The organism is Methanobacterium bryantii, assembly GCF_002287175.1.
Taxonomy (GTDB): domain Archaea; phylum Methanobacteriota; class Methanobacteria; order Methanobacteriales; family Methanobacteriaceae; genus Methanobacterium_D; species Methanobacterium_D bryantii.
In genome coordinates, this window is the sequence record NZ_LMVM01000008.1 from 1 (window position 1) to 23,920 (window position 23,920).

Annotated in this window: 25 protein-coding genes; 11 read left to right on the plus strand and 14 right to left on the minus strand. The window is 31.9% G+C overall.

The features are described from left to right. Positions 1-134: 134 nt before the first annotated feature. Entirely contained in the window at positions 135-326 is a 192-nt protein-coding gene (locus ASJ80_RS05320) for a hypothetical protein (RefSeq protein WP_069583312.1), read from the plus strand. Between the two features lie 524 nt (positions 327-850). On the opposite strand, the gene ASJ80_RS05325 is transcribed toward ASJ80_RS05320, so the two are convergent. Then, positions 851-1,087 carry a HypC/HybG/HupF family hydrogenase formation chaperone gene (locus ASJ80_RS05325; RefSeq protein WP_048081265.1) on the minus strand — a complete coding sequence of 79 codons (237 nt, stop codon included), beginning with the start codon at positions 1,085-1,087 and terminating at the stop codon, positions 851-853. 367 nt (positions 1,088-1,454) lie between these two features. On the opposite strand from ASJ80_RS05325, the gene ASJ80_RS05330 reads away from it, so the two are divergent. Then, entirely contained in the window at positions 1,455-2,744 is a 1,290-nt protein-coding gene (locus ASJ80_RS05330; RefSeq protein WP_069583311.1) for an FAD-dependent oxidoreductase, read from the plus strand. 101 nt (positions 2,745-2,845) lie between these two features. On the opposite strand, the gene ASJ80_RS05335 is transcribed toward ASJ80_RS05330, so the two are convergent. Beyond that, positions 2,846-3,052 (minus strand): hypothetical protein, encoded by a 207-nt coding sequence (locus ASJ80_RS05335; protein WP_069583310.1) that lies wholly within the window; start codon positions 3,050-3,052, stop codon positions 2,846-2,848. Between the two features lie 630 nt (positions 3,053-3,682). Between ASJ80_RS05335 and ASJ80_RS05340 the strand changes: the two genes are divergently transcribed. Then, positions 3,683-4,120, plus strand: coding sequence for an SHOCT domain-containing protein (locus ASJ80_RS05340; protein ID WP_245837478.1), 438 nt, complete (start codon positions 3,683-3,685; stop codon positions 4,118-4,120). 258 nt (positions 4,121-4,378) lie between these two features. Here ASJ80_RS05340 and ASJ80_RS05345 read toward each other — a convergent pair whose 3' ends face one another. Together ASJ80_RS05345 and ASJ80_RS05350 are read right to left on the minus strand one after the other, a co-directional pair. Further along, complete coding sequence (locus ASJ80_RS05345) at positions 4,379-7,045, minus strand: beta strand repeat-containing protein (RefSeq protein ID WP_069583308.1); 2,667 nt, start codon at positions 7,043-7,045, stop codon at positions 4,379-4,381. A 432-nt stretch (positions 7,046-7,477) separates the two neighbouring features. Next, a complete protein-coding gene (locus ASJ80_RS05350; RefSeq protein ID WP_069583307.1) occupies positions 7,478-8,095 on the minus strand; it encodes a stage II sporulation protein M in 618 nt (205 codons plus the stop codon). Positions 8,096-8,232: 137 nt separating this feature from the next. Between ASJ80_RS05350 and ASJ80_RS05355 the strand changes: the two genes are divergently transcribed. Continuing rightward, positions 8,233-8,595, plus strand: a complete 363-nt coding sequence (locus ASJ80_RS05355) for a DUF5518 domain-containing protein (protein ID WP_069583306.1) — start codon at positions 8,233-8,235, stop codon at positions 8,593-8,595. 12 nt (positions 8,596-8,607) lie between these two features. Here the strand turns inward: ASJ80_RS05355 and ASJ80_RS05360 are convergent, their stop codons facing one another. From ASJ80_RS05360 to ASJ80_RS05380, 5 genes are all read right to left on the minus strand, one after another. Continuing rightward, positions 8,608-9,648 carry a glycosyltransferase gene (locus tag ASJ80_RS05360; protein ID WP_069583305.1) on the minus strand — a complete coding sequence of 347 codons (1,041 nt, stop codon included), beginning with the start codon at positions 9,646-9,648 and terminating at the stop codon, positions 8,608-8,610. Positions 9,649-9,913: 265 nt separating this feature from the next. Further along, positions 9,914-10,720, minus strand: a complete 807-nt coding sequence (locus tag ASJ80_RS05365) for a heavy metal-binding domain-containing protein (protein ID WP_069583304.1) — start codon at positions 10,718-10,720, stop codon at positions 9,914-9,916. 19 nt (positions 10,721-10,739) lie between these two features. Next, the gene (locus ASJ80_RS05370; RefSeq protein WP_069583303.1) at positions 10,740-11,063 is read right to left on the minus strand and encodes a YbjQ family protein; all 324 of its coding nucleotides are present in this window, start codon (positions 11,061-11,063) and stop codon (positions 10,740-10,742) included. A gap of 126 nt (positions 11,064-11,189) precedes the next feature. Continuing rightward, positions 11,190-11,423: a PRC-barrel domain-containing protein gene (locus ASJ80_RS05375; protein ID WP_048081253.1), complete on the minus strand. Its 234-nt coding sequence runs from the start codon at positions 11,421-11,423 to the stop codon at positions 11,190-11,192. A gap of 341 nt (positions 11,424-11,764) precedes the next feature. Further along, positions 11,765-14,158: an STT3 domain-containing protein gene (locus ASJ80_RS05380; protein ID WP_069583302.1), complete on the minus strand. Its 2,394-nt coding sequence runs from the start codon at positions 14,156-14,158 to the stop codon at positions 11,765-11,767. A 274-nt stretch (positions 14,159-14,432) separates the two neighbouring features. On the opposite strand from ASJ80_RS05380, the gene ASJ80_RS16960 reads away from it, so the two are divergent. After that, on the plus strand, positions 14,433-14,588 hold the full coding sequence (locus tag ASJ80_RS16960; RefSeq protein ID WP_176720215.1) for a hypothetical protein: 156 nt from the start codon (positions 14,433-14,435) through the stop codon (positions 14,586-14,588). A 104-nt stretch (positions 14,589-14,692) separates the two neighbouring features. On the opposite strand, the gene ASJ80_RS05385 is transcribed toward ASJ80_RS16960, so the two are convergent. The 3 genes from ASJ80_RS05385 to ASJ80_RS05395 form a co-directional block, all read right to left on the minus strand. Then, positions 14,693-15,595 (minus strand): cell wall biosynthesis protein, encoded by a 903-nt coding sequence (locus ASJ80_RS05385; RefSeq protein WP_069583301.1) that lies wholly within the window; start codon positions 15,593-15,595, stop codon positions 14,693-14,695. Positions 15,596-15,719: 124 nt separating this feature from the next. Next, complete coding sequence (locus ASJ80_RS05390) at positions 15,720-16,268, minus strand: hypothetical protein (RefSeq protein WP_069583300.1); 549 nt, start codon at positions 16,266-16,268, stop codon at positions 15,720-15,722. A 280-nt stretch (positions 16,269-16,548) separates the two neighbouring features. Next, the gene (locus tag ASJ80_RS05395) at positions 16,549-17,610 is read right to left on the minus strand and encodes an mRNA surveillance protein pelota (protein ID WP_069583299.1); all 1,062 of its coding nucleotides are present in this window, start codon (positions 17,608-17,610) and stop codon (positions 16,549-16,551) included. A gap of 658 nt (positions 17,611-18,268) precedes the next feature. On the opposite strand from ASJ80_RS05395, the gene ASJ80_RS05400 reads away from it, so the two are divergent. The 3 genes from ASJ80_RS05400 to ASJ80_RS05410 all read left to right on the plus strand — a co-directional run bounded on the left by ASJ80_RS05400 (position 18,269) and on the right by ASJ80_RS05410 (position 21,388). Further along, positions 18,269-19,246 (plus strand): type I restriction endonuclease, encoded by a 978-nt coding sequence (locus ASJ80_RS05400; protein ID WP_218105043.1) that lies wholly within the window; start codon positions 18,269-18,271, stop codon positions 19,244-19,246. 93 nt (positions 19,247-19,339) lie between these two features. After that, complete coding sequence (locus ASJ80_RS05405) at positions 19,340-20,302, plus strand: zinc-ribbon domain-containing protein (protein ID WP_083240915.1); 963 nt, start codon at positions 19,340-19,342, stop codon at positions 20,300-20,302. A 27-nt stretch (positions 20,303-20,329) separates the two neighbouring features. Continuing rightward, positions 20,330-21,388 carry a DUF2971 domain-containing protein gene (locus tag ASJ80_RS05410; RefSeq protein ID WP_069583297.1) on the plus strand — a complete coding sequence of 353 codons (1,059 nt, stop codon included), beginning with the start codon at positions 20,330-20,332 and terminating at the stop codon, positions 21,386-21,388. A 16-nt stretch (positions 21,389-21,404) separates the two neighbouring features. Here ASJ80_RS05410 and ASJ80_RS05415 read toward each other — a convergent pair whose 3' ends face one another. After that, positions 21,405-21,743, minus strand: coding sequence for a hypothetical protein (locus ASJ80_RS05415; protein ID WP_069583296.1), 339 nt, complete (start codon positions 21,741-21,743; stop codon positions 21,405-21,407). 383 nt (positions 21,744-22,126) lie between these two features. Between ASJ80_RS05415 and ASJ80_RS05420 the strand changes: the two genes are divergently transcribed. From ASJ80_RS05420 to ASJ80_RS05430, 3 genes are all read left to right on the plus strand, one after another. Next, positions 22,127-22,357: a hypothetical protein gene (locus ASJ80_RS05420; protein WP_069583295.1), complete on the plus strand. Its 231-nt coding sequence runs from the start codon at positions 22,127-22,129 to the stop codon at positions 22,355-22,357. Between the two features lie 35 nt (positions 22,358-22,392). Further along, the gene (locus ASJ80_RS17845; protein WP_083240913.1) at positions 22,393-22,800 is read left to right on the plus strand and encodes a transposase; all 408 of its coding nucleotides are present in this window, start codon (positions 22,393-22,395) and stop codon (positions 22,798-22,800) included. Positions 22,801-23,159: 359 nt separating this feature from the next. Continuing rightward, the gene (locus tag ASJ80_RS05430; protein ID WP_069583294.1) at positions 23,160-23,480 is read left to right on the plus strand and encodes a hypothetical protein; all 321 of its coding nucleotides are present in this window, start codon (positions 23,160-23,162) and stop codon (positions 23,478-23,480) included. Positions 23,481-23,573: 93 nt separating this feature from the next. Here the strand turns inward: ASJ80_RS05430 and ASJ80_RS17290 are convergent. Further along, the coding region (locus tag ASJ80_RS17290) for a hypothetical protein (protein WP_218833791.1) at positions 23,574-23,920 on the minus strand (347 nt) is incomplete at its 5' end.

A 23,920-nucleotide genomic window follows, 5' to 3' on the forward strand; every position in this document is an offset into this window, starting at 1 on the left:
GTGAAATCTGTTAAAAACACTAAAAACACCATAAAAAAGAATAAAGTCAACACGAGGTTAATAAAATAAAACCTACATTTGACCTTTATTCCATTTTTTAATTTTCTTTTAAAACATTATAAATTGGTGATTTTATGAGTTTAGGCTCTAAAAACAGAAAAGAAAATATAGACAACAATGAATTTTGCGGCGAATGTGAAGTTACTTTGAATGATTTTAAAAAGGCAATTTTAGAAAAAGAAAAGTCAATAAAGCAGTTTAAATTGATTGTTATTGCAATGAGTATGTTATTAATATTTTGTTTAATAATTTCGTTTAAAATTTAGTTTAATATTAACAAAAAATTTAATATTATGTCTTATTTACTGTATTCATACGTATTTTACGAAAAATGGATCAAGCATATATATATGTAAGATGTATTTTGGTTTAAAGAAATATTTCAGTTCACTCTAATTTGAAAAAAGGGCCATTAAAATGTTTGAATAAAGTTTTAAGATTATTTCCTGATTCGAACTTGCAAGTAAAAAGGATCATTAAGTCTATTTATAGACCATATTAACTTTATAATTATTTTTCTATATTTTAAAAGTGATCTTGAGACAGGCATTATATTAAACATTCTGCAAAAATGAGGGTGTAAGAAACTGTAGTTTGTATTGAGATATGGGAAAGTTATTAAATTACTAATTGATTATTGGAGATGTTTTGATATAAACTTCAGGAAAAGATTTAGAAGATGCCATTAAAACACTCTTAAAAACTAATTAACATGTTGATAATTATTTTAAAATAAAAATTGATAAATTAAAATAGAAATTTAGATGAAATAAGATTTAAAAAAATTAAATTACTGGTTGTCTTCTTCATCTAATACTTTTAGCAGTTCTTCCCATGCTTCTAAGGAATCTTTAGCTTCCTGATCACTTAGAACTTCTATAGCATATCCAGAGTGAACTAGTACATATCTACCTACTTCAACATCTTCAACTAAATCAAGTTTAGCGTTTTGTCTCACGCCTCCAAAGTCAACAACTGCTACATTATCGTTAATTTCTACTATTTGTGCTGGTGCTGCGATACACATTGAAAATCTCCTCTTATTTAAATTTTAACTGTAAAGTATGGTTATAAGCTTAATCTTTATTTTTATAAATGAATTTTTTTAATCAATTTTAATATGTACTCTTAACATATAAAAATATGCTAAAGATTTTTAAAAAATGTCCATATAATTGAGTATGATAAATAAATCTAGAGGTAATGGTAATGGCTGACATGGAGAACTTTATCAATTATAAATCTATTTTAAACTATTATTAATCACATAATACTAAATATAATGTATATTGACATCTATGTTACAAAATTAACCAGAAATAAAGCTTTATAATAAAAATCAGAGATTTAAATGTGTATTAAATTTAAATTCAAAATTCTGCGGAGGAAATTTTATGGATGTTGTAGTTATTGGGGGCGGACCTGCAGGCAGAACTGCTGCAATTGAAGCATCAAGCATTGGAGAAAATGTAACTCTTATTGAAAGAGATAAAATTGGAGGTACATGTCTTAATGAAGGGTGTGTTATGGTTACTGGGTTAAATGACGTTGCAAAATTCATAAATGACGCAAAGAATTTCAAAAATCTGGGTTTGATTGACTGCGATTACCAGCTGCATTTTGATAAACTTATAAGTGGCATTAAAGAGACCGTGGCTAAAATAAGACATATACTTGAAACAGAAACCCTTGATGCGGGTGTGGAAATTAAAAGGGGTAACGCAAGTCTTGATGACAGTAAAGTTATTTTAGAGGGTGAAGAGCTTGAATATGATAAATTGATAATAGCAACAGGTGTAAAGCCGTTTGTTCCCCAAACTGAAGGATTTGAAAATGCCCTAACTTATAAAGATATATTGAGTTTAACAGAACTCCCGGAAGAACTGAATATTATCGGAAGCGGTGTCATCGCCGCGGAGTTTGCAAATGTATTTTCTGGATTCGGCACTAAAGTAAACGTTTTATGCAGAAATAAGTTTTTGAAAATGTTGGATGATGATATTAAAAAATATGTCACTAAAAATTTAATTCCTGATGTCACCATACATGAAAATTTAAATGTAAGCAGTATTCATAAAGACGGTATTTCTACTGATAATGGAGAAATGAATGGGCTCACATTTTTTGCAACAGGTATGGTTCCAAATTCTGAAATTGTATCTAATATTGTAGATCTAGGAGAAAAGAAAAATATACTTGTAAATAAAAGAATGCAGACAAGCTGTGAAGATATATATGCAGCTGGAGACGTAACTGGGGGAATAGGCACAACACCAGTTGCAAGGGCAGAAGGGGTCACAGCAGCAAGAAACGCATGTGGAATATTTAAGGAGATGGATTACAGGTTTATACCCGGTGCAATTTCCCTGCAGCAGGACGTGGCATTTATAAATGCTGAAAATAAAAAGGACGGTATTAATGGACATATGAAAGGCTCTGCAGGTCCTGGATCTTTTTGGAGAGTACATGACGGTAAAACTGGCCTTACAAAGATGAATGTCAGCGAAGACGGAGATATAAATGAAATATTTTCAATTTCACCTTCATCACGTACAAGCATGGCCTACATGTCCAAGCTCTTGAGGGAAGGGCAGAAAGTAGATGATTTTGATGATTTTATGGAAGTGCACCCTTCTACAGATGCGATATATAAGCTGCTTAGATTTTTTGCGAGGTTTGAGTAAATATATTTACAAATTGGCTATATTATCCGACGAGGCTTGAGTGAAAATAAGATTGTTTGCAGGATTTGAGTAATTTACTTTAAAAATTTAAAAAAAGAATTTTAATGGACCCTTCGGGACCTGTTTTTGAATTTAAACAGGAAAAATACAACTAGAGCCAATATAATAAGCACTACTACTATGACTGCTATTATCCCGAATATTCCAATAAGTCCCATTTTCCCAAGAAAACCTAGCTTTGCAGCGCCTCCCATCTTGGCGGCGCCTCCTAATTTCCATATTCCAGTATTGAGCATTAAATTTACCATGTTTAAGTCACCTTTTAATTTTTGATTAAATGATTGAATTTAATTTGCGTGTTTTAAAACATTATTATTTTAAACTCAAAAAAATTTCATTTTTTTATTGTTTTAGAGGATTAGTAGTAATTTATATATAAAGTGTTGTTTTTAAGGACAATTTTTAGTTACCGTCTATTTTCATACAGTGGATATCATATTATTTAACTGGTCATTTTATGTAGTTGTCCGTTTAGTTAGGTTTCGCGATTTAATATTAGATTTATAGTCTTTGGGATTATTTTCCAAGCTGACTAATGCCAGAGCCTTTTTGAGAATGTTTCATTGTAATCTGGATTTGTGCAGTGTCTGTCCTAAAATACACCAAATTTTTTAATATAAAAACTTACAAGAATTATTTGTCCTAATTTTAGCTTTGTAGAAAACCCTAAAAAATCCCTCAAAAATCTCTGATTTTTGGGGCCGAAAAACAAAGTTTTTCAGGCTTTGATTTTTTGAAACACATTGAAAAATTAGATAATATTGTGTAGTTTAAGTATGATGTTTAAATATAACTACCCATAATTTAAGTAATTTCATGAATATATGATGATTTCACAGAGCCTAAATTTCACACAATTAATCTAGGAAAAGGAAATGATGAAAAAAGAAGAAGAAATAAGCTTACCTTGTAACCATAATTCCAACTATTGGAACGCTATATTAAAAGATGAAGGGCTTTGCATCAGCTTAAGAAGTAACAATCCTCTTTCAGATACTGTAAAGAGTGAGCTAATTAAATATCAGGATATATTAAACGTTCGTTATGGTAAAGGGCTTTTATCCAAATGGCCTAAACTAAACATTGAAACTGCCGCAACTTCTAAAAAAATTGAAATAAATGTTGCTGGCCTGGAAATTTTACAGGAGTTTGTAGACAAGTTGAATTTTCGTATTTTTCAAGTTAAAAACAAAGAAAATACGCCCGAAAAAAGTTTAGCAGACAAATTAAAAGAAGCTAAAGAACTCTTGGATATAGGAGCTCTCAGTCAAGATGAGTTTGATGAAATTAAACAGAAATACTTAAAAGAATTTTAAATCGACGGCTGTGTCCAGTTCCCATTTTCCTGAAAACTCGGCAGGGTTAATGGTATGCAAAGGTGAATGTTCTAATTGGAAGTGTATTTAATTTAAAAAAGAAAAGAAACCCTCAAACACTATGTGTTTGGGGCATGTGAAAATTTTCGATTTTCAAACACCAAAAATCCTCAAAAACCTTCGGTTTTTGGGAGTTAGAAAAATGCAACACATTTTTCTAAAATTCATAGAATTTTTGAGTGAAATAGGAGAAGAGGTTTACTTTCTTTTTGGTATTAAACCACTTAGAACCATTAATAATGCGAGTATTAAGTAGTTTAATGGTAACCCTGTATCTTGTAATCCAATGGTTGTTTTGCTGGCCGCATTTACAGTATTTTTACTGTTTCCATTACCTGAATTGTTACTGTTTGGTTGTACATTGATTGTTATAATTCCTAAATCTCCTGAATTCAGGTTGTAAGTAGCTGATGTAATGATTGGTGTTATTTTGTAAGTTCCATCACCTGCAGCTTGAACAGTTAAGTACAGGTATGGGTCTCCCACAGGTACTGAGTCTAATGTCCAAGTTACTGTTCTTGTCGTTTCGTTGTATATGAAGTTTCCAGAGTCTACCTTAATATTTACAAAGTCTAATCCTTCAGGTATTTGGAATGTTATTGTAACGTTTTTTGCTGCGTCTGGTCCATAGTTTCCTAGTTTGTATGTGAGCAGGAATTTTTCACCCACTGTGGGGTTGTTATTGTTGCTTTTTGTTTTGAGGTATAAGTCGGATGTTTTGTTAATTGTGATATAAGCAGATTCGGTGTCGTTTGTAGTGTAACCATCAGCCAAAGCTGTAATCTTCACAGGGTTATAAGATGCATTCATAGCTCCTTCCTTAGCATAAAATACCGCATTAACAACACCATTTGTAGTGTTCAATGTGATTGAATGAGTTATTCTAGGGCTTGTATAACTACCCCAAGGAACATTCAAAGTTACGGGTCCATCAGGGATATGACCTCCAACTAGATCACCGCCGCCGTTGATGTGGTTTAAATCTGCTGTAATGGTTGATTTTTGTGTGTTGTTGATTGTTGTTGGATTTGCTTTAACTGTTAATATAACCCAGATACCAACATCCACTGAACCATCATTCTCTACAATAAGGTTTGGAATAGTTTTTGGGTCTTTATTGGAACTCCACCAGTTGTAATTAGCATCCGTTGAACCGTTGTTACAGTAGAGAGCATTACCGCTTGTTGCTGCAGTGTTATTGTAGAATCTGTTGAAATTAGCATTCAAAGTACTGGCACTGTTGGAGAGAGCACCGCCAACAACTGCAGTGTTGTTAGTGAATATACAACCAGTTACAGTACAATTGGTGAAACCAGAACCGCCTCGAGCAGAACAACGATTGCAGATAGCACCGCCGTCATAATCAGTTGCAGTGTTACTGGTGAAGGTACAGTTGGTTACAGTACAGTTAACAGAACCAGAACTAGAATTAATAACTTGACATAAATTGCAGATAGCTCCGCCAATTTGTGCAATGTTACCCTTGAAGGTACAGTTGGTTACAGTACAGTTAACAGAACTGGAACCGGAATTACTAACTTGACATAAATTGCAGATAGCTCCGCCCATAGCATTATAATTTCCAGATGCAGAGTTATTATTGAAAGTACAGTTAATAACAGCTAAAGTACCGATATTATTGATAGCTCCACCAATAGCATCTCCAATTGCAGATACAGTGTTATTGTTGAAAATGCAGCCGGTAAAAGTTGAAGTACCATTGTTGTAGATTGCGCCGCCTTGTGTTGCGTTATTCTGCATGAATGTGGAGTTAGTTGCGTTTAATATTCCTTTAATATTATAAATAGCACCTCCACTTGTACTTGCACAGTTACCTGTGAAAGTGCTGCCTTTAATATTCAAAGTATCCCAGTTATAGATAGCACCGCCATAATCTGCAGTATTACCTGTAAATTTACAGCTAATCACATTAAATAATCCCTCATTGTAGACTGATCCGCCTTTGTTAAGTGCGCTGTTATCTGTGAAAGTACTGTCTTTTACAGTCACATTACCTGCATTATTGTAAATTGCTCCTCCAAAATTAGATGCCGCGTCATTGTCAGTGAATATACAGTTATCAACATTCAGCAAAAGATCGTAATTTAAATTGAATATCGCACCACCCCTTTGTGCGGTATTTTTTGTGAAAGTACTGTCCTTTACAGTTGAACTACCATGATTGTAGATAGCACCACCTAATTTTCCAGTATTATCAGTGAATATGCTGTTATTTACATTTAAGGTAGAATCTGGAGAGTTGTAAATAGCTCCACCAACACGTGCACTGTTGTTATTAAATATACAATTATTAACAGTTAAAGTACCCTGATTATTAATAGCTCCGCCGTAATTTGTATTGGTACCATCCCAACCTGCAGTATTGCCTGTGAATATACAGTTAGTCGCTGTTAAATTACCATAATTTTCAATGGCTCCACCGGTGGTGCTGTTTCCATTGGCAAGCGTTAAATTATGGATGGTTACAGTAATACCACTGTTAATGTGAAATATCCAGCTGGTATCTGTTCCGTTTATTATGGTTCCTGCCAGGCTTTCACCAATAATAGTCATATTTTTATCAATGGTGACATTGGTGTTGTTTTTGCCTGCATATTGCCCGTTGGATATGTGTATTATCCCGCCTTTATTTACGGTTCCTGTTGCGTTTTTAATGCTGAGTTTAGGCCCGCTTCCAGTAGTACTGTTATATGCTGCTGATTGACCGTCCCATGAATCATTTCCAGAAGAACTATTCACATAAATCGCATCTCCAGACGCTGCAGAAACAGCATTCAAACAGAATAGTAATGTTAAGCTTAGAAGTAATAATGGAATCAAAAATTTAGTTTTACGTGTAATCATTTGTTTTCTAATCTTTTTCACCTCCATTGTATCTGATAAAAATGATTATTATTAAAGGTAATTATTATAAATACTTTTTCCACAATTAAGCATTATTAACCTCTTATTTGTATGCATGCCAAACAAGATTAAGATAAATTAACATAAAATTGTAACTTAGCCAATAAAAATTAAAAAATATTACTTAATATATTGCTAATACTTACAAAATAGAATAATACATTTTGAAATTTAAAAATAAATTAAATATTAAGTTGTATATGATTAAAAAAACAGTTTAAATGATTCATATTATAAAAATCATTGAATAAAAGTCTACAATACCTGATTTATAAATTCAATTTTTTAATTAATAATGGGTTTTTAAGGATAATTTATATGAGTTTCTCAATTTTCAAACATCATTTAATCAAATTAAAAAAAATAGGGGATTTAAACCCTGGCTAAAGATATTATGGTAACGCTTTCAACAACCGCAGCCACAAACAGCATGATTAAAACAAGTACATATGATTTTAAGTTGTATGCCCATGCTTTTTTCCATGCTTTAAACCTGCTCTCTTCCCCAAGGGCTTTTGGTTTTGCAATTGCCAAGACAAAGTCAAGGCTGGCTGCAAATGCAATGATATAAGCCACACCTTCAAGTATTAAAGTTGGAATGACCGCTATTAAAAGCATTGCTGCACCGGAACTTGTAGGGGCATAAATCAATCCCCACATGATGGGCCTGTAAATGAATACCAGTGTTCCTATACCAATCAGGTTTAACAATGTAATAGCGAGAAAACTCCCTAAAATACTGTTAAATACAAAAATGGTTAAAATTACCTTAATTACATCACCTGCACCAATAGCCTGCAGTAATCCGGGGAATACTGTGGAAAACTGGCTGCTTATGTTTCCTCCTGTTCCAGTACTTATTGGAGGGTATAACAATCCTATTACCATTCCAATAATGACCAACCCGTAATAAATCGCAAAACAATATAAAAAACGTTTTTTGTAGCGCTCCACATAAAATTTATAGATATTTTTTATCCTATTTAACATAACGATCCCTGTTATAACGTGGGTAGTAACTTTTAATATATCTTTATGGTTTTAAAGTGGAACGATTTTCAGACTAAATTATATATCAGCAGATTAATAGTTTACTTAAGGAAAAATTAGTATAAGGATGTGAATAAATGCTTAACTGGAAATCTTTAGGTTTTGGTATTGCTCTTGCAATTGTGATGTTTTTCATGTTTATGTTTAACGCGTCTTCGCTGGCGATTTTAAGCTTTATTATTGCACCATTAGTTGGAACATATATTCTCGGTGGTGAACTGAAGATGGCGGCTATTTATGGGGCTGCAATAAGCTTTTTTGGAAGTATAATTTCCATATTGTTGTATACTGCACTTATTAGTTATTTTTCAAAGACAGCTATACCTTTAGGACTTAACGTAGTTACTTTAATAGCAGTATGTGTCATTTATGCAGTTATTGGAGCCGTTTTTGGTATTGCCGGTGCTGCAATTAAAAATAAATTAATGGAAAAAAAATAATTCCACATTTTTTTATTTTCTTTTCTCATAAATTATTCCTGCAATTTTATCTGCAGACTCTAAAACGTCTTTTCCATATTTTGAAGCTCTGTCTTTATTTTGGTTGATGTTTTCCAGGAAATCATTTACAACTTCATCCAGGTTATCAAGATCGCTTTCAACCATTGCACCGCTGAATACATCACCCATATTGTGATAACGCCCGTATTTAACTCGAAGCAGTGTTATGATTGGCAAATTGCAGGCAATGGCTTCATGAAGCATCACCCCATCGTCTGTGATGATTACGAAGTCTGCCAGTTTGTAGAGATCACGCACCCAGTCGATATAACCTAAATAGAGTATTCCATCGCTTTCAAGGTATTCTCGATATTTTTCATCCAGCGGATGCCCTATAACCACTATATTTGCTTTAACTCCACTGTCTCTAAGTTTAGGTGCGGCAAGGGCCATTTTTTCAAAAAGAGTAGATCCTGATGATAAGAGTATTGTGGGAAGTGTAGGGTCGTAACCTTCTGGCATTAATTCCAGTGCTTTTTCTCTGCTTCCGCTTACAACTTCAGGATTTATAGGCATGTAAACTTTGTGCACATTTTTATTATTCACTGATGATTTAAATAATGGAGATTCTGGTAGTACAACAACGGTGGTAAATTTGGATACTTTTGAATCAGTAGGGGTGGATACAACTCCCACTGATGGAATACCTGCAATTTTAGCTGCCAGGCACCCGACTACTGCTCCTCCACCTATTGATCCTACAACCACATCAGGTTTTATTTTTCTGTACAGGCTTATAGCTTCAAAAACAGCCTTGATAATTTTAAAACCGCCTTTTACAAGGGTAAGTTTAGTAGCGGCATGCCCTCCTGCCTGTGGAATACTCGTTTCATGCCATTTTATGTCGTTTTTTTCAAATAATAACCCTGGAGCGTCGTGATTCAGGGCAAATTCACAGTGGACGCCATGTTCAGACAGTGCTTTAGCTATATTAAGGGCAATTGCGGCGTCTCCTCCGATCCCGCGCCCTGTAACCATAAATAATACTTTCATTTATTCACCTTTTAATTAAAAATCTATAGATTTGAAATCCATTTGAAATCATTATCATTTTTTAGTTTTACTAAAATGATTTTTCATAATTTAAAATTAGTTAATTCTAATTTTAAGTTTGTTAAATGGAGTTATGCTAATTTAAATCAAAATTTGTATGGATATTATATAAATATTGCTGATGTATTATCATAAATATGATAGATTCCCAACTATAAAATTTGGTAATAAATGGTTTAAAAATAAGAATTTGGGTGCTGAAGATTTATTCGTACAGTACAGCACTGCCGGTAGCTGTTACTATTACTGTACTTCCTTTGATCCCGCCAACGCTTCTATAATCGATATTAACGCCTAAAATACCATTTGCACCTATTTTTTTTGCTTCACTTTCCAGGTTTTGAAGCGCCTCATTTCTTACCAGTCCTATTTTATATTCTATATTTGAACCATTTTTTGAGGCAATTTTTTTTAAACGCGATGAATTCTCATCTTTTTCTTCTTTTAAGATAGCTTCTCCTGTAATTAAGCCCAATTGTTTAACTATATTTTTTCCATTAAGATTGGTTGTAGTTGCAAATAAAAGGTCTAGCTGGGGTAAATCTATATTTTTAGGAGTTTCCATTTCTTCTATTTCTTTTCCAAGTAGTTTTGAGATTAAATTTCCTATTAGTCCTATAACGTAAGTTATAGTCCCGAGGAAAACAACAAACAAAAGGTAATTAACAAATATTGGAACAGCAGCCTGTATGGTGAGTGCAATACCTCCTAATGTGAATAAATTAAGGGTTATTGGATTTTTAGGGAAGAACCAGCCGTATATATTGATGATGACAAATATTAAAAGGGCGCTGATAGCTCCAGTGCTCCTGCCGTACTTTCTTTGGGCTATATATGCTTCGCTAAACCCTGCAATTAAAGGTGATATTATAAACATGATGTTAAATCCGAAAATAACTAAATTTGCGTATACACAAATAACGGCAGATATAAATCCGAGGGTGGTCCCTATAATTACTGCAAGAATTCCCCATCTTTTGGTTATGATGCTGTTTTTTAGTGAAATTAACAAGAAGTATCACCCGTGACAATTATTCATAGTGCACTGCGGTACCGTACATGGTGACAAGGATAGTGTTTCCCATAGTCCCTCCGAGGTTATGGTAAGCTATTTGAACACCCAGTATGGCATTTGCACCAAGTTTTTCTGCTTTTTCCTGCATACTGGACAGTGCTAATTCCCTTGCTTTTTTTAATTCCTCTTCGTAAGCTGAGGTTCTCCCACCGACAACATCTCTAACCCCTGAAAAAAGGTCTTTATACACGTTTGCACCTAAGAGTGCTTCTCCAGTTACTAGACCAAAGTACTCACTTATTTTCTTTCCCTCAATATTGGGTGTGTTTAAAATCAGCATTTTTAATCTTCCTTTTAATCTGTAGACACTAATATATTCTATAGATTATGTAGGGAATTGGTTATAAATGTTTTGGCAAAAAAGAAAAATTGTTATTTACTAAAAAGAAAAAAGAAAAAAGAAACATTACATTCGTCTTTCCATACGCCTTAAAATTACTTTATCACCGATTGCATCAACCATATCCATAGAAATAACTCTTTCTTCACCCATACCTAGTTTTCCTGAGATAGTGCCTTCTTTTGCTATGATGCCTGTCACCATTTTGTTTGTCACATCTATTTCTAAATCATCAACTACGCCGACGGTATCTCCATTTGAATCAACAATATCTTTTCCAGATAAATCTTTTGCATGCATTATATCACCTGCCTTTTTTAAATCAAGTTCTGGACAATTTGAATCCCTTGTAATTCAAAAACTCACAGATTTTCACATTTCCCAAAATCTGATATTTTAAAAGATTTTGAGAAGTTGAAAATTGAACAGAATATAATTTCTGTTTTAGTGGGGCCATTGTAACTTGAATATAATTAACATGGCGTTAATACTTTTTGTAAAATAAATATTATATAATTTGTTGTTTGTAATTTCCAAAAAAGTAAGTCTAATAATCATAGTTACTTAAAAATAGGAAAATTTAGTAAAGATAAGTGTGATTTTAAAAGAGTAGAGAGGATTTTCTAAATGCATTATTTATTTTAACTTACATTCCATACCATTACTCCATAGGGATCTATTATTTTACCCTCTTTATGTAAAAGCTTGAATTTACTTAAATCTGCACCGTTTGTAAGGTATAATCTTGTAAACATGGAATCTTCAAGTTCCTTATTCAACATAACAGCAAGATAAATATCATTTTCTTTTACTAAGATTATACTAAATGAACTAGAATTGGAAACGATCTTATTCATTGAAACATTACCATTTTGAACTACAATTAACTTGTGAGGCTCCAGTACATGGATCTGGTTATTTTGCTCATATTGAAAACCTGCAACTACTTTTGATCCGTTTATCTGTGCAACAATACCGTTTTGAGCTGAAATTACGGTTGTACCGTTAACCTCCCGGGAAGCCGCTTGTTGAGCAGAATAACTGTAGCCTTTTCCTGTGTTATTTTGGAAGTTCCAGCCCCCAAAGTAAGACCACCAGTATGATTTTGAAAGGAGGTACATGTTATTTAAGAACAGGACATGTGGGGACGGTTTAGCTGGATGTGTGTATTTTAGCACATTTTGGGCTTGATCAGGAGTTAACTTATAATCTTTTGTGAGTACGTCTTGGGCAGCCGGTTTATCAACCAGTAGAATTTTATCCAGTATTTCAACACTTTTACCAGTATCATGCGTATAATTTTCAAGGGTTAAATAGCCCTGATCGCCGCTTGAAGTCAGCATTCTGAGTATTCCTGCAGATAAATTTTCATTATTTGTTAGCAGTGCCTTTCCAACCCAGTAAGCACGCGGCGTGTTTTGAGATCCACCGTCGAATGTAACTGGCCTATCTGCCACTGCAGTAAAAAAGTGACCAAAATCCCACCATGAAGTTATAACTGTATTTTGAGGTGTGTTATCTTTAATCCACGTTAGTGAATTGTACATTGAATCATCAACATTTGGATATATTGAATTTGAAAACATATATGATGAAGATGTAGGAGCATATGCTACAAGTGCAATTAATATAAGGGCTGCTATTGTACAGTACTTCTTATTTGGAATATTTTTTGCAAAATAAGTTGTCATTAGGCCTACAAATGCTCCTGCACCCAATGTTATTGGTATTGAGAATTGTTCAATGAATCTTGACCCCTGTGTTAAAGCAAAACCCATGATCAAAATCCAGATTGTAAACAAAATTGCATATAATAAATAATTCTTTTTATTTTTAATTAAATGGGGATTTACTGTATTCTTTCTCTCTGTACTATTTTCATTTATTTTTATTTTTTTCCGGGTATTTCTTTTATTTTTATTTTTAGGGATGTTTCCCGCTTTTTTAGCTTTTTCTGGTTTTAATTTCCATATAATCCCGGGAATGCTTAAAATTCCGAATATAAATGGTATGATACCGCCTAACTTTCCTAAAATTTCTGTAATGGTTGGTATTTTAAGTTCATCTACAGATACGTATATGTTTGGATAACTGGTAATTTGGATAGATGTATGCAGCTGTGAATTACCAGCAGATCTTATCAAAGTCTCTATAAGTCCTGAAAATCCAAAATAAACACTTAATAATGTAATGTTTAAAATTAAAAACGTAATTAATGAAAAGAATGCTGGCTGGAGCATAATATATTTGACTTTATCGAAATAGTAGTTAAATGATTTAATGGTTTCCATTTCAAACATGTAATTTGAAATCAGGAGATATACAACGGCTGTCCCAACTAGCAAATAGAAAATGTACCACCAGCCTTCCCAGGCCATGGAATAAACAAGCAGAAAAACTGCTGATAATGATACATAAACTGATCTGGTTTTAATATTCTTTTCAGTGATACTTGCAGTAAAAAATCCTACAATCAAGATTGGAAAGAGCATGTTGAACATGTCAGTATCAAAGAATCCTGCAAATGTGTGGGTAAAATATGCTGGGACCGTACCAACTAAAATTCCTGCGGCTATCCCCCCATACTCATTGGTAAGTTTCATTACAAATATGTATGCTGGAATAACGGCTAATGATGCTATAAATGGTGCTAACCAGATAGCAACTTCATTTAAAGGTGCATTTACAAATGAATTAATTAATTCATAAATAAATGCTGTAATATAAACAATCAGCGGGGGATATGCTGCGGGCCTACCTGAAGGATAATAAGAGTGCAGGTCCCATGGACTGCCTTCCAATATTGTGTCACCTAGATAATTGTGATCGAGATAATCATAGGTCATCCTGTAGTTGTAATATGAGTCCATTTCACTGAAATATGGAAGCCCATTTTGATCCTGGAAATTGGACTTTACTTCTCCAGATACTCCAGGTAAATAAGCTGACTGTATTCTAAGAGAAAATGCAAGTATAAATACTAAAATTATAATTATTAAAGGCTTAAATTTGGATAAATTCCATTTTATATTCATATATTATCCCTTATGGTACTATTACATATTATTTTAATAATTAATATTAATAATTTGCTCTAAAAATATTTAAATGTTTGCTTATAGCGCTAATACTGTTAAAATTACCAATTAGGTATTCTAGACTAGCTCTAGAGTACAAAATCAAAGAAAGATATCTGGATTAAAATTTAGCCATTACTAAAATTTATAGCGTAATAAAGTTATCTCATTACATCTGCTGGTTAAAAACATTTGAAAAGACTTAAATACTTAAAAAAGACGATTAAGTTCTATGAAAGTAGCAAACTTAATTGTATATTTATGTGCGGTTGTAATGATAATTCTCGGAGTTTACAGCTTCATTTACCTTAAAGATATTTATTCTGGAGTAATATGGCCGGTATTTGGTATAATTATTGCTATTTTAGGTTACATAAGGCTCAAATAAAATCTTAAAAAAATATTTTTTTTTATTTTTGATTTGGAATAACTAGAAAAATATGATTTTATAGTACTGCTTTTTATAATTTTCAATAAATTGAAATTCAGTTATTATTTGTAAGCATGAGGGTTATAGAAAAGTCTTCTAAATCCTAAAATTTTAAATAAATGCTTTTTTATAATGATTTCACGTTTTCCAAGGATGATTTTACGTATTAGGTCTCCAAGGCCCCCTCCAGTAAGAACATCCATGATATAATCTCCAAAATATGGATTTTTTATGTCTAGTTTCTCCTCTAAAAAGATGTTTAGATTCTTTCTTCTTATAAATGATATAACAAATAATGTAATGATAAATAAGGCCAGTACTCCTAAAAAACTCCCAATTGAATATCCCATACTGGAAACACTGCCGTAGACTCCACCTAAAACTGCATAAGCAATTCCAAGTGCTACAGCAAATGAGTGATTTCCAATTTCACCCATCATGATCTTTCCTTTATAGTCCAGCGGGGCGTAGCCAATACACGCTGCCAGAACAACCAGGGGAATATAAATGGATAATCCTGCAGGCACTGCTAAAATAAGCGCAAGAATGCACATAATAATCACAGTAGAACAGGCAGCTCCTGGCTGCATATCTGCAATATTTAAAGGTTGAATCATAAGTGCAATCAAGATTGAAGCAGGTCCAACATAAAAAAATCCAATTACAGCTACGGCAAGCATTCCCATGCCTCTTGAAAGCTGACCTATCTCGAACGGCAGCATTTTAGTTTTTTTCCTTCCAATTAAATCATCTAAAAATGCAAAAATCCCAATTAAAGCTACAAGATAACTGTAATTTAAAGGTAAAAATAGCAATATGGCTATAAATGGTGCAATTCCAACGGCACGGGGTGTTCCTCCCCTAACACTGGTATATAAACTACTGCTGCTTTTTTTAATTATCCAGCTAAACAGCAGTGTTAAAATAGCAGATATCATGAATGATAGAATGATCTCGGTATACATTGGTTCACCTGTATTAAAAATTAGGGATGGAGCTATATTAAATTTGTTAATATTCCAATTTACACATATTTATTTAATAAAAAACTATGGCTTTGAATGCAAAAAATTTAAAGAAAGTGTAAATTTATAATTTGTCCAGTATATCAATAAACTGGCATGCATCAGAATATTTTTTTTCATATGAATCCTTTTTATAAGTCTCATACACTATAGCAGGAATTCCTTTGCGTGCTATGGGCTTTGTGACGTATGATGGACTTGATCCACCTGGAGAATAAATTTCTAAAAATGACATATTTTGGGTGATACTGGTTAAGTAATTCTGAGTTTCATTATCCTTAGAGATGGGATATATAAACCGGTTGTACCTGTAACCGACAGATGCTCCTAAATCTTCGTGTATATCTACAACGATCTGGGGTTTGATTTTAATTACATCTGGAACTACAAATTTATTTGCCAGTAACTGCCCGTTCATTCTACCTGTATCAAAATTCAGCGCGTTTTTGGTGACATGGATCCTGTAAAGGATATATTTTTTAGATAAATTTTCTGACTTGTCCTTTACTGCAGCTGCAGTGGCATTGTGAAATCCAGATTCACGGGGATGAACACCTGTAATTATTACTACAGTTTCATTGGAGCTCTGGTTTCCATAAACTTCTTTTTCCACATAACCATAACTTGTATTACCTATAACCTCTCCAGTGGTCTTATTATCTGAGGAAATATTATTGGATGCTCTATTCCAATCTAGTCCTATAACTAATGCGGCTAAAAGGATAAATATGATAATTAGGCTAATTCCGGTTATTTTTTTTATTCATACTCCTCCAAAATGTTAAAGTGTTCTCTTTATTCAATATATCTTAAAAACTTTACTTAAATGATGAGATAGCATGGAATGTCCTTTAATTTCAAATAAAACAAAAAAAAGTTTATTATATTAATATTTACCTCAAACTATACCTTAAAATAGCTGCAATTCCACCTAATGCCTTCAGCTGTTTCCCGCCTTCATGTTCGCTGCTTACCACAGTTACTTTGCCGCCGGTACTTTCTGTAAGGTTCATAATACCTTCGGTATCTTCCTCACGCACCATTTCATCTAAAACAAGTAACCTTTTTACTGCACCTGCATTAGCTGCGTTTGTAACATCATTTTTTCCATATGCAGCTAAATGTGATGATTTTCCAATTTCTTCCAGAACTTTTCCCATCAATCTCATTTCCTGAGCTATTCGACCCTCAGTAGCCATTTGCTCGATTGTACCTTTTTTAAGGACTTCTCTTATTCCAACTCGTCCTCCAGTACCTGTATTTTCAACTGCCGCAATTTTGGCAAGTTCAGGATATTTCTGGCTTAAATAATCGTAAAAGTCACCTTTTCCAAATCCAGGCCCAGCAACAACTATGCCTTGAATATCTTCAAACCCAAGTAAAGTTTTCGCGACTTCATCAAAGAAATCAGTTATATTTTTCCCCCTATTTTTGGAGATAACTCTTTTTCCAGATATTCCTCCTATTATGGGTCCGTAGTATTCTATTCCATACTGCCTGATGATTCCAAGATCCGCAACATCTTCTTCAATAGCCACTATAATTGCTGATGGCTTTTTAGATGAGTCAACAGCATCTTTCAGCCTTTTTAGAACCCATCTTGACCATTTTTCCTTTGTTATTCTAACTGAATATTTAAGTTTCAAATCAAGTGTATGGTGGGTTCCAAGTGGAACCAGATCTTCAGGGCCCTGTTCTATTATTCCTGTTGCCCTTAGTTTTCCTGTGTATTTGTGAAAATTTATACTTTCCACCCTTATACCTATAAAAAATGTTTTTTTAATACCTCTATCACTTCTTAAACGTTCTCCTGTTGTATCCTGTATCCTTCGAGTAGTTTTAGATGATATCAGGTCTCCTGGCTCTATAATATGTGATAAATGCCAGAGGTCGTCTAATGTTTCAGGAACAATTTCAATTACTCCTCTTTTTCTATCTTGATGAACAATACGCATTTTCACACCATTTAAACTGTTATTTTAAGAATTAACCTTAATAAAATTAACTTTTTAAAAATTCTCTTCTTTAAATTTTTTATCTCTTAAATTAAATATTATTTTAAATTTTTAATTTTAAACTATTTTTTTCTTTATAATCTCTTTTATTTCTATTATTTAATTTTAAAAGAAAAATAAATTTGGATTTTGTTATTATATTGTTATTGCTTTATTGTCTTGTTTATTGTTTTATTGTCTTTGATACTCTTAATTATATTTCTATTCATTATTTACACAATTAGATAGAGTAAATACTTTTATAGGTTTTATGAAGCACCAATGTTTAATTTAATGAAAGTTTCACTTAAAATAAACACACTTCCATAAATAGAATCAATTAAAATTTAGATATATTGAAGTAATTGTTAATTGTGGTAATGATAAGTATTGTAACAGTGTGGAAATGAATTATAATAATTATCCCTAACATTTAAGCATAGGATAATAGATATTAGTAATTAACGCTATTATTATTAATATAAGATAGGGGAATGGTAATAATGGGAATGACTGAAGAAATTGGAAACCTTACAACAAAATAAATGAAAAACTGGATAGAGTAGTAACTGAAGAAGCTACAAAAACTGCATTTATACTTCCTTTTATAAGGTTGGTGTTGGGGTATGATCATACAGACCCTGATGAAGTGGTGCCTGAGTATACTGCAGATGTTGGAATTAAAAAATGGGAAAAAGTTGATTATGCTATTATGATCGATGGAAAACCCATTATGTTGATAGAGTGTAAGCCTGCACATAACGATCTCGATAAGGAACACGCTTCTCAATTATATCGATATTTTTCTGTTGCTACAGCTAAATTTGGAATTTTAACTAATGGAATTATCTATCGTTTTTATACTGATATTGACGAACCCAATAAAATGGATCAAAAACCATTTTTTGAGCTTGATCTAAGAAATGTTAAAGATTCCGATATAAAGGAGCTTAAACAGTTTACAAAATCTACCTTTGATCTGGAAAGCATTTTAGAATCTGCCAGTGAGCTTAAATACAGAAATGAAATGAAAAAAATAATGGCTGAACAATTTAAAGAACCATCAGATGAATTTGTAAGATTTTTTGCTAAAAAAGTTTATTCTTCCCCATTAACTCAAAATGCAAAAGCTATGTTTACTCAGATCACCAAATCAGCATTAAATCAGTTCATAAAGGAACAAGTCGATGAAAGATTAAAAACTGCATTACAATCTAAAACTCTTGAAGAAAAGACTTCAGATGAAATTAATATTAAACCTAAGGCTGAAAATGTAACTACTGAAGATGAATTAGAAGGATATCGTATTATCCGGTCTATTCTTTGTGAATTAGTTGATCCTGAAAGAGTTGTCATTCGTGATAGGAAAAGTTATTGTGGTGTTCTGCTTGAGGATAACCAAAATAAAGTTCTATGTAGAATGCGTTTTAATTCATCAAAAAATAAATATATGGGATTTTTTGACAGTCAAAAGAAACGAGAAAGTGGTTCTAAGATAGAAGAGAAAGTTGCTATTGATAATCTTACAGATATTTATAAATATGCTGATAGATTGAAAAATACTGCAAAAATTTATATTTCAAACGAAGAAAAGTAATTTAACTCTTCTTAAATTCTCCTTCTTTACAGGTTTATATTCTTTTAATTTATTAATATGCGTTATATATACTAATTATTAAGAGGCGATTAAATGGTTTTTTGTAAAGAATGTGGAACTGAAATTGATGATAATGCTAAATTCTGTGCTGAATGTGGTGCAGAGATTATTTTTAAAGAAAATGAACCAAATAAAGAAAATATTTTAGAATCCACTATTCGATGTCCATCTTGTAATTCAATAAATTATAGGGATCAGGTTTCTTGTAGTAATTGTGGAAGAGATTTATCTAATACCTTAGGTTATTTTGAGGGAGGTACACGTTTTAATGTGATCATGAATAGGAACATAGAAATTACTCCTTCTGAACTCATCGTCTACAAAAGAAGTAAAATTGGTGGAAAATCGAAAAAGAATCCTAAGAGATATAATCGAGATGAAATGGAAATTATAGAATTACATAGACATTTACACCAATTACGTTTTATTTATAATGGAAAACTGGAATTTTATAGTGTTTTACCTAAATATGATGATGAATTAAAAAGAATACTTAAAATAGGCCACAAATATGAACAAATCAGTGGTGGAATGCTAAAAGAAGCAAAAGGAGTTAATGGACAACTTGAACTATATGAACATAAAGTGATTATCAGAAGAAAAGGCAAATTAGCTCTTCTTACTCAAGGACTCAAAGGTGATAAAGAGATATTAATTAGTCAAATATCATCTATACAATTTAAAAAACCAAGAAAAACTAATGGATATATACAATTTGCATTTTTAGGAGGATTAGAAGCAAAAAGAGGCATATTTCAAGCTACTGAAGATGAAAACACTGTTGTGTTTAGTAAAGCACGACAACATGATTTTGAAGTGATTAAATCTATGATAGAAGAAAAAATGATGGAACAACAAGGTTTAAGAACATCTATTCCAAATTCTAAACCTGTAACGGATTATGATGAATTAGAAAAACTTGCAGAACTTAAGGATAAAGGGATTATCACTGAAGATGAATTTCAAGCTAAAAAAAAGCAAATATTGGGGCTTTAGAGTAATTTTATGTTGGAGTGGGTTTTCTTGTGGAAAGATGAATTAGAGGAAATATTATTTTCAGGTGATCCTTCTAAAATAAACGCCAAAAAAGCAATAGATTTAAAATATAGCAACATACCAACGTCTTTATATAAATATGGAAAATTTGATGGAAAATCTTTGAATTCATTAGAAAATGATGAAATATGGCTTTCAAATCCTCAATATTTTAATGATCCATTTGATTGTGCGTATACAGTACCTAAGAAACTCCTTACAAATGAATACATTAAACAAAATTTAGAAATTGCTTTATCTGGGCTTGAAGATTATACTTTTACTGAGGAAGAAAAGGATAAATTAAAAACAAGTGAAACAATTATATATGATATAGAATTAATGTGTTTAGAAAAAGATGATCCTGAAAATAAAATAACTCCTGATGAAAGGGCTAAAATTGCTAAAGAAATGGAAAAAAGTTCTGAAGAAGGATACATAGATGTTAGTGAACTTAGAAAAGGAATTTTTATCACCTGCTTTAGCGAAACAAATAAATCTATTTTAATGTGGAGCCATTATGCTAATGATCATCAAGGTTTTTGTGTTGAATATGACTTTAAAGAATTAGGAAGGAATAATCAGATTACACGTTTTCTTTTTCCAGTAATTTATACGAATAAAATTTTTGATGGGGCGAATTTTTTAGATAGTGTTAATGGTGAAATGTTTAACAATGTGTTAGTAGACTTTTTTGATGGTATTTCTGAATTATTAGAAGGTAGGACATTTATTCCTAAATTCAATTTTAATAATATGGGCAATGTCTGTTCTGCAATTAACAAATGTAAAGATTGGGAATATGAAAAAGAATGGAGATATGTTTGTCCTTTTGGTCTTAAGGTAGTTAAACCTAAACCTATAAAAGTCCCCAAACCTAAAGCAATTTATTTAGGTGCAATGGTTTGTAAAGAAAATTGTAAAAAAATCTTAGAAATAGGAAGAGAAAGAAATATTGATGTTTATAAGATGAACATGGAACCTTCAGAGTTTGCTCTTGGATCAAATAAAATTCATGAATGTAGTGATATTCCAAAATGCGAATAATTTTTTCATATTTTAATTAATCTTTGAATAAAATAGTCTTATTTTTATCTTTTGATTCATTATTCAATGAACTTTCAAGCGAAGCTATATAATTACGTTGTGTTTCTAATAATATTGTAAGATCATTAATTTCTTTCTTTAATTGTTCACGTTCAGTCTTTGACTTTAACATATTTCCTATTTTTTCAAAATCTGATTTTCTCAATATTTTAACAAATTCATCTGATTCAAATGGGTTACTTTCGCTTAATGGAATAATGTATTTATCATATTCTATTCTACGTTCTCTCATTTTCTTATCAATAATTATGTTTATATCATTGCATTTCCTGACTCTGGAATCTATAATATCCAATTTGAACATCCAGTATGTACATTGGCGTTATATTTTATGGGTTTTGAGTTAGAGCATTTGAATAGTAAAATTTAAACTTTAACGCTCATGTCCTTGATTATGTACATATTTAAATAGTATAAATTTCATAAAGTATTAACATGAAAAATGAAAATTTAACAGCTAAATTATTTATTCCGGATGATAAGTGAGCTTTAGAAATTTTCAAGTGTATAAGATGGGTAGATGGTGTTTATTGTCCTGAATGCAAATCATTTGACACATACAAAAGGGGATATTTAAACAAAACTAAAGTAAGACGTTACTCCTGCAAAAAATGCGGTAAAAACTTCACAAATTTCACAGGAACTGTTTTTGCCAATAAAAACCTTCCATTAGGTCAAATGTTCTATATTATTGCCAATCTAGATAAAAAAAGCATTAAACGTTTATCTGAAGAGTTAGGACATAAATGGGAAAGTGTTTACCGTTTATCTAAGGATTTTAAGGAATGTTTAGTCAAAAAAACTAGAGATCCTGTCTTATCTGGAGAAATTGAAATAGACGAGATGTATCACTCTTCAGGGCAAAAAGGCGTTAAAAAAAAGAAGCAAGAACAAGAGGACTTAAATTAAGAGGAAGGGGCACTTGGAAAAAGGATAAACCACCAATACTCACTATAGTCCAAAGAACAACAGGAAAAACTATCTTTTCAGTAGAAAAAAATCTTTCCAAACAGTTAATATATTCTAAAATCAAAAAACATTGCCTAAAACCAGTAAAAATATTCACAGATGATTATAAGATCTACACAAAACTTAAAAGGCATAAACTAGTTAAAAAACACAATATAATCAACCATTCTCAACGTAAATACGCTGATGAGGAAAATCATGTTAATAATGCCGAAAACAGACACTCCTTACTAAGACCATTTTTAAACATTTTCCGCGGAGTTTCAAAGAAAAACCTCAACATTTACGTGAAATTTTTCCAATTCACATTCAATAATGGAATTAACTGGTTAGAAAAAGCCTTAAAAATAATATTGAATTCTTGTACACCAAAAAGGAGATGAGCGAACTTTAATTATTAAAATTTTAAGTTTGTTAACATTAGACTGAATTTCCAAAACGAAATATAAAAAGAAGAGTGAATATAATTATTAAACACATTGTAATGGTCTTTTGTATTACATATCACCCACATTTTTACATTAAAAAATGGTAAAATATGTGATACTTAACATCAAAAAATTATTATTTTTTTTCAAAAAAACGGTCAAAACATATATATTGTCAGATTATTGTACTTGGAAATCATTTAAATAGCATATTTTAAAATTATATAATAATTATGGCAGTATATTTATGAATATATGTTCCGTAAGCTGTGCTGCGTATAAATAGTTATATAAACTATATTTGGAGGCATTAAATGAGTACAGAGTTAGAAAATAAAATAAAAGAAGCTTTAAAGGGCGTTAAACCATGGCAAAGAGTACCAACTAATGTTGAAGGAGTGTTCCTGGTTAAAACACCTGCAAATGATAATAGGGAAACAATAATGGTGGAAATAAATCCCTTAAACGAAAGGGGTACCTCCATGAAAAGAAAAGGTCTATTTTTAAAAAGTACCTCTGAATTTGAAGGTTTTGGAAGCGTTTTTAAAAATGATAAAGTCCTGGACCTTTTGGATGCTATTGAAGGTATAGCTGGAGGAGCTAAGAAAAAAGAGATTAGAGCTATTGAAATATAATTATAATTTAAATTCAACTTTTTATTTTTATATTTAACTTTTAATTTACAATTTTAAGCCGCTCATTTTCACAAAATCGAAGCTTTCAAAAACCTACGGTTTTTGATGTTTGCGGAATGTAATTCCGCAACCGTAAAAATTCAAAGAATTTTTACATGCCCCAAAATTCTTCGAATTTTGAGGGATTTTGTGACAGTAAAAAATTGGAAATTTTTTTTTAACGTGTTCACAAAAACCTTCGGCCTTCAAAAATCGAAGCCAACAAACACTCGGTGTTTGTGGTGTAATCAGAGATTTGACAGGTTTTTGAAATTGAAAAAACGAAGCATACGAATCTTCGATTCGTGTTCCAAACCCTTCGGGTTTGAGAGTTTCTTGAACCGCAAAATCGAAGATTTTGCAGGCGACAAACACATCGTGTTTGTTAGCTGTGATTTTTA

Bases quoted from the DNA above. Each gene is read 5' to 3' on its own strand.
- ASJ80_RS05345 (WP_069583308.1), bottom strand. From the start codon at position 7,045: ATGATTACACGTAAAACTAAATTTTTGATTCCATTATTACTTCTAAGC.
- ASJ80_RS05360 (WP_069583305.1), bottom strand. From the start codon at position 9,648: ATGAAAGTATTATTTATGGTTACAGGGCGCGGGATCGGAGGAGACGCC.
- ASJ80_RS16960 (WP_176720215.1), top strand. From the start codon at position 14,433: ATGAAAGTAGCAAACTTAATTGTATATTTATGTGCGGTTGTAATGATA.
- ASJ80_RS05385 (WP_069583301.1), bottom strand. From the start codon at position 15,595: ATGTATACCGAGATCATTCTATCATTCATGATATCTGCTATTTTAACA.
- ASJ80_RS05335 (WP_069583310.1), bottom strand. From the start codon at position 3,052: ATGGTAAATTTAATGCTCAATACTGGAATATGGAAATTAGGAGGCGCC.
- ASJ80_RS05370 (WP_069583303.1), bottom strand. From the start codon at position 11,063: ATGCTGATTTTAAACACACCCAATATTGAGGGAAAGAAAATAAGTGAG.
- ASJ80_RS05350 (WP_069583307.1), bottom strand. From the start codon at position 8,095: ATGTTAAATAGGATAAAAAATATCTATAAATTTTATGTGGAGCGCTAC.
- ASJ80_RS05330 (WP_069583311.1), top strand. From the start codon at position 1,455: ATGGATGTTGTAGTTATTGGGGGCGGACCTGCAGGCAGAACTGCTGCA.
- ASJ80_RS05375 (WP_048081253.1), bottom strand. From the start codon at position 11,423: ATGCATGCAAAAGATTTATCTGGAAAAGATATTGTTGATTCAAATGGA.
- ASJ80_RS05340 (WP_245837478.1), top strand. From the start codon at position 3,683: ATGAAAAAAGAAGAAGAAATAAGCTTACCTTGTAACCATAATTCCAAC.
- ASJ80_RS05395 (WP_069583299.1), bottom strand. From the start codon at position 17,610: ATGCGTATTGTTCATCAAGATAGAAAAAGAGGAGTAATTGAAATTGTT.
- ASJ80_RS05355 (WP_069583306.1), top strand. From the start codon at position 8,233: ATGCTTAACTGGAAATCTTTAGGTTTTGGTATTGCTCTTGCAATTGTG.
- ASJ80_RS05320 (WP_069583312.1), top strand. From the start codon at position 135: ATGAGTTTAGGCTCTAAAAACAGAAAAGAAAATATAGACAACAATGAA.
- ASJ80_RS05430 (WP_069583294.1), top strand. From the start codon at position 23,160: ATGAGTACAGAGTTAGAAAATAAAATAAAAGAAGCTTTAAAGGGCGTT.
- ASJ80_RS05380 (WP_069583302.1), bottom strand. From the start codon at position 14,158: ATGAATATAAAATGGAATTTATCCAAATTTAAGCCTTTAATAATTATA.
- ASJ80_RS05325 (WP_048081265.1), bottom strand. From the start codon at position 1,087: ATGTGTATCGCAGCACCAGCACAAATAGTAGAAATTAACGATAATGTA.
- ASJ80_RS05420 (WP_069583295.1), top strand. From the start codon at position 22,127: ATGTTCTATATTATTGCCAATCTAGATAAAAAAAGCATTAAACGTTTA.
- ASJ80_RS05405 (WP_083240915.1), top strand. From the start codon at position 19,340: ATGGTTTTTTGTAAAGAATGTGGAACTGAAATTGATGATAATGCTAAA.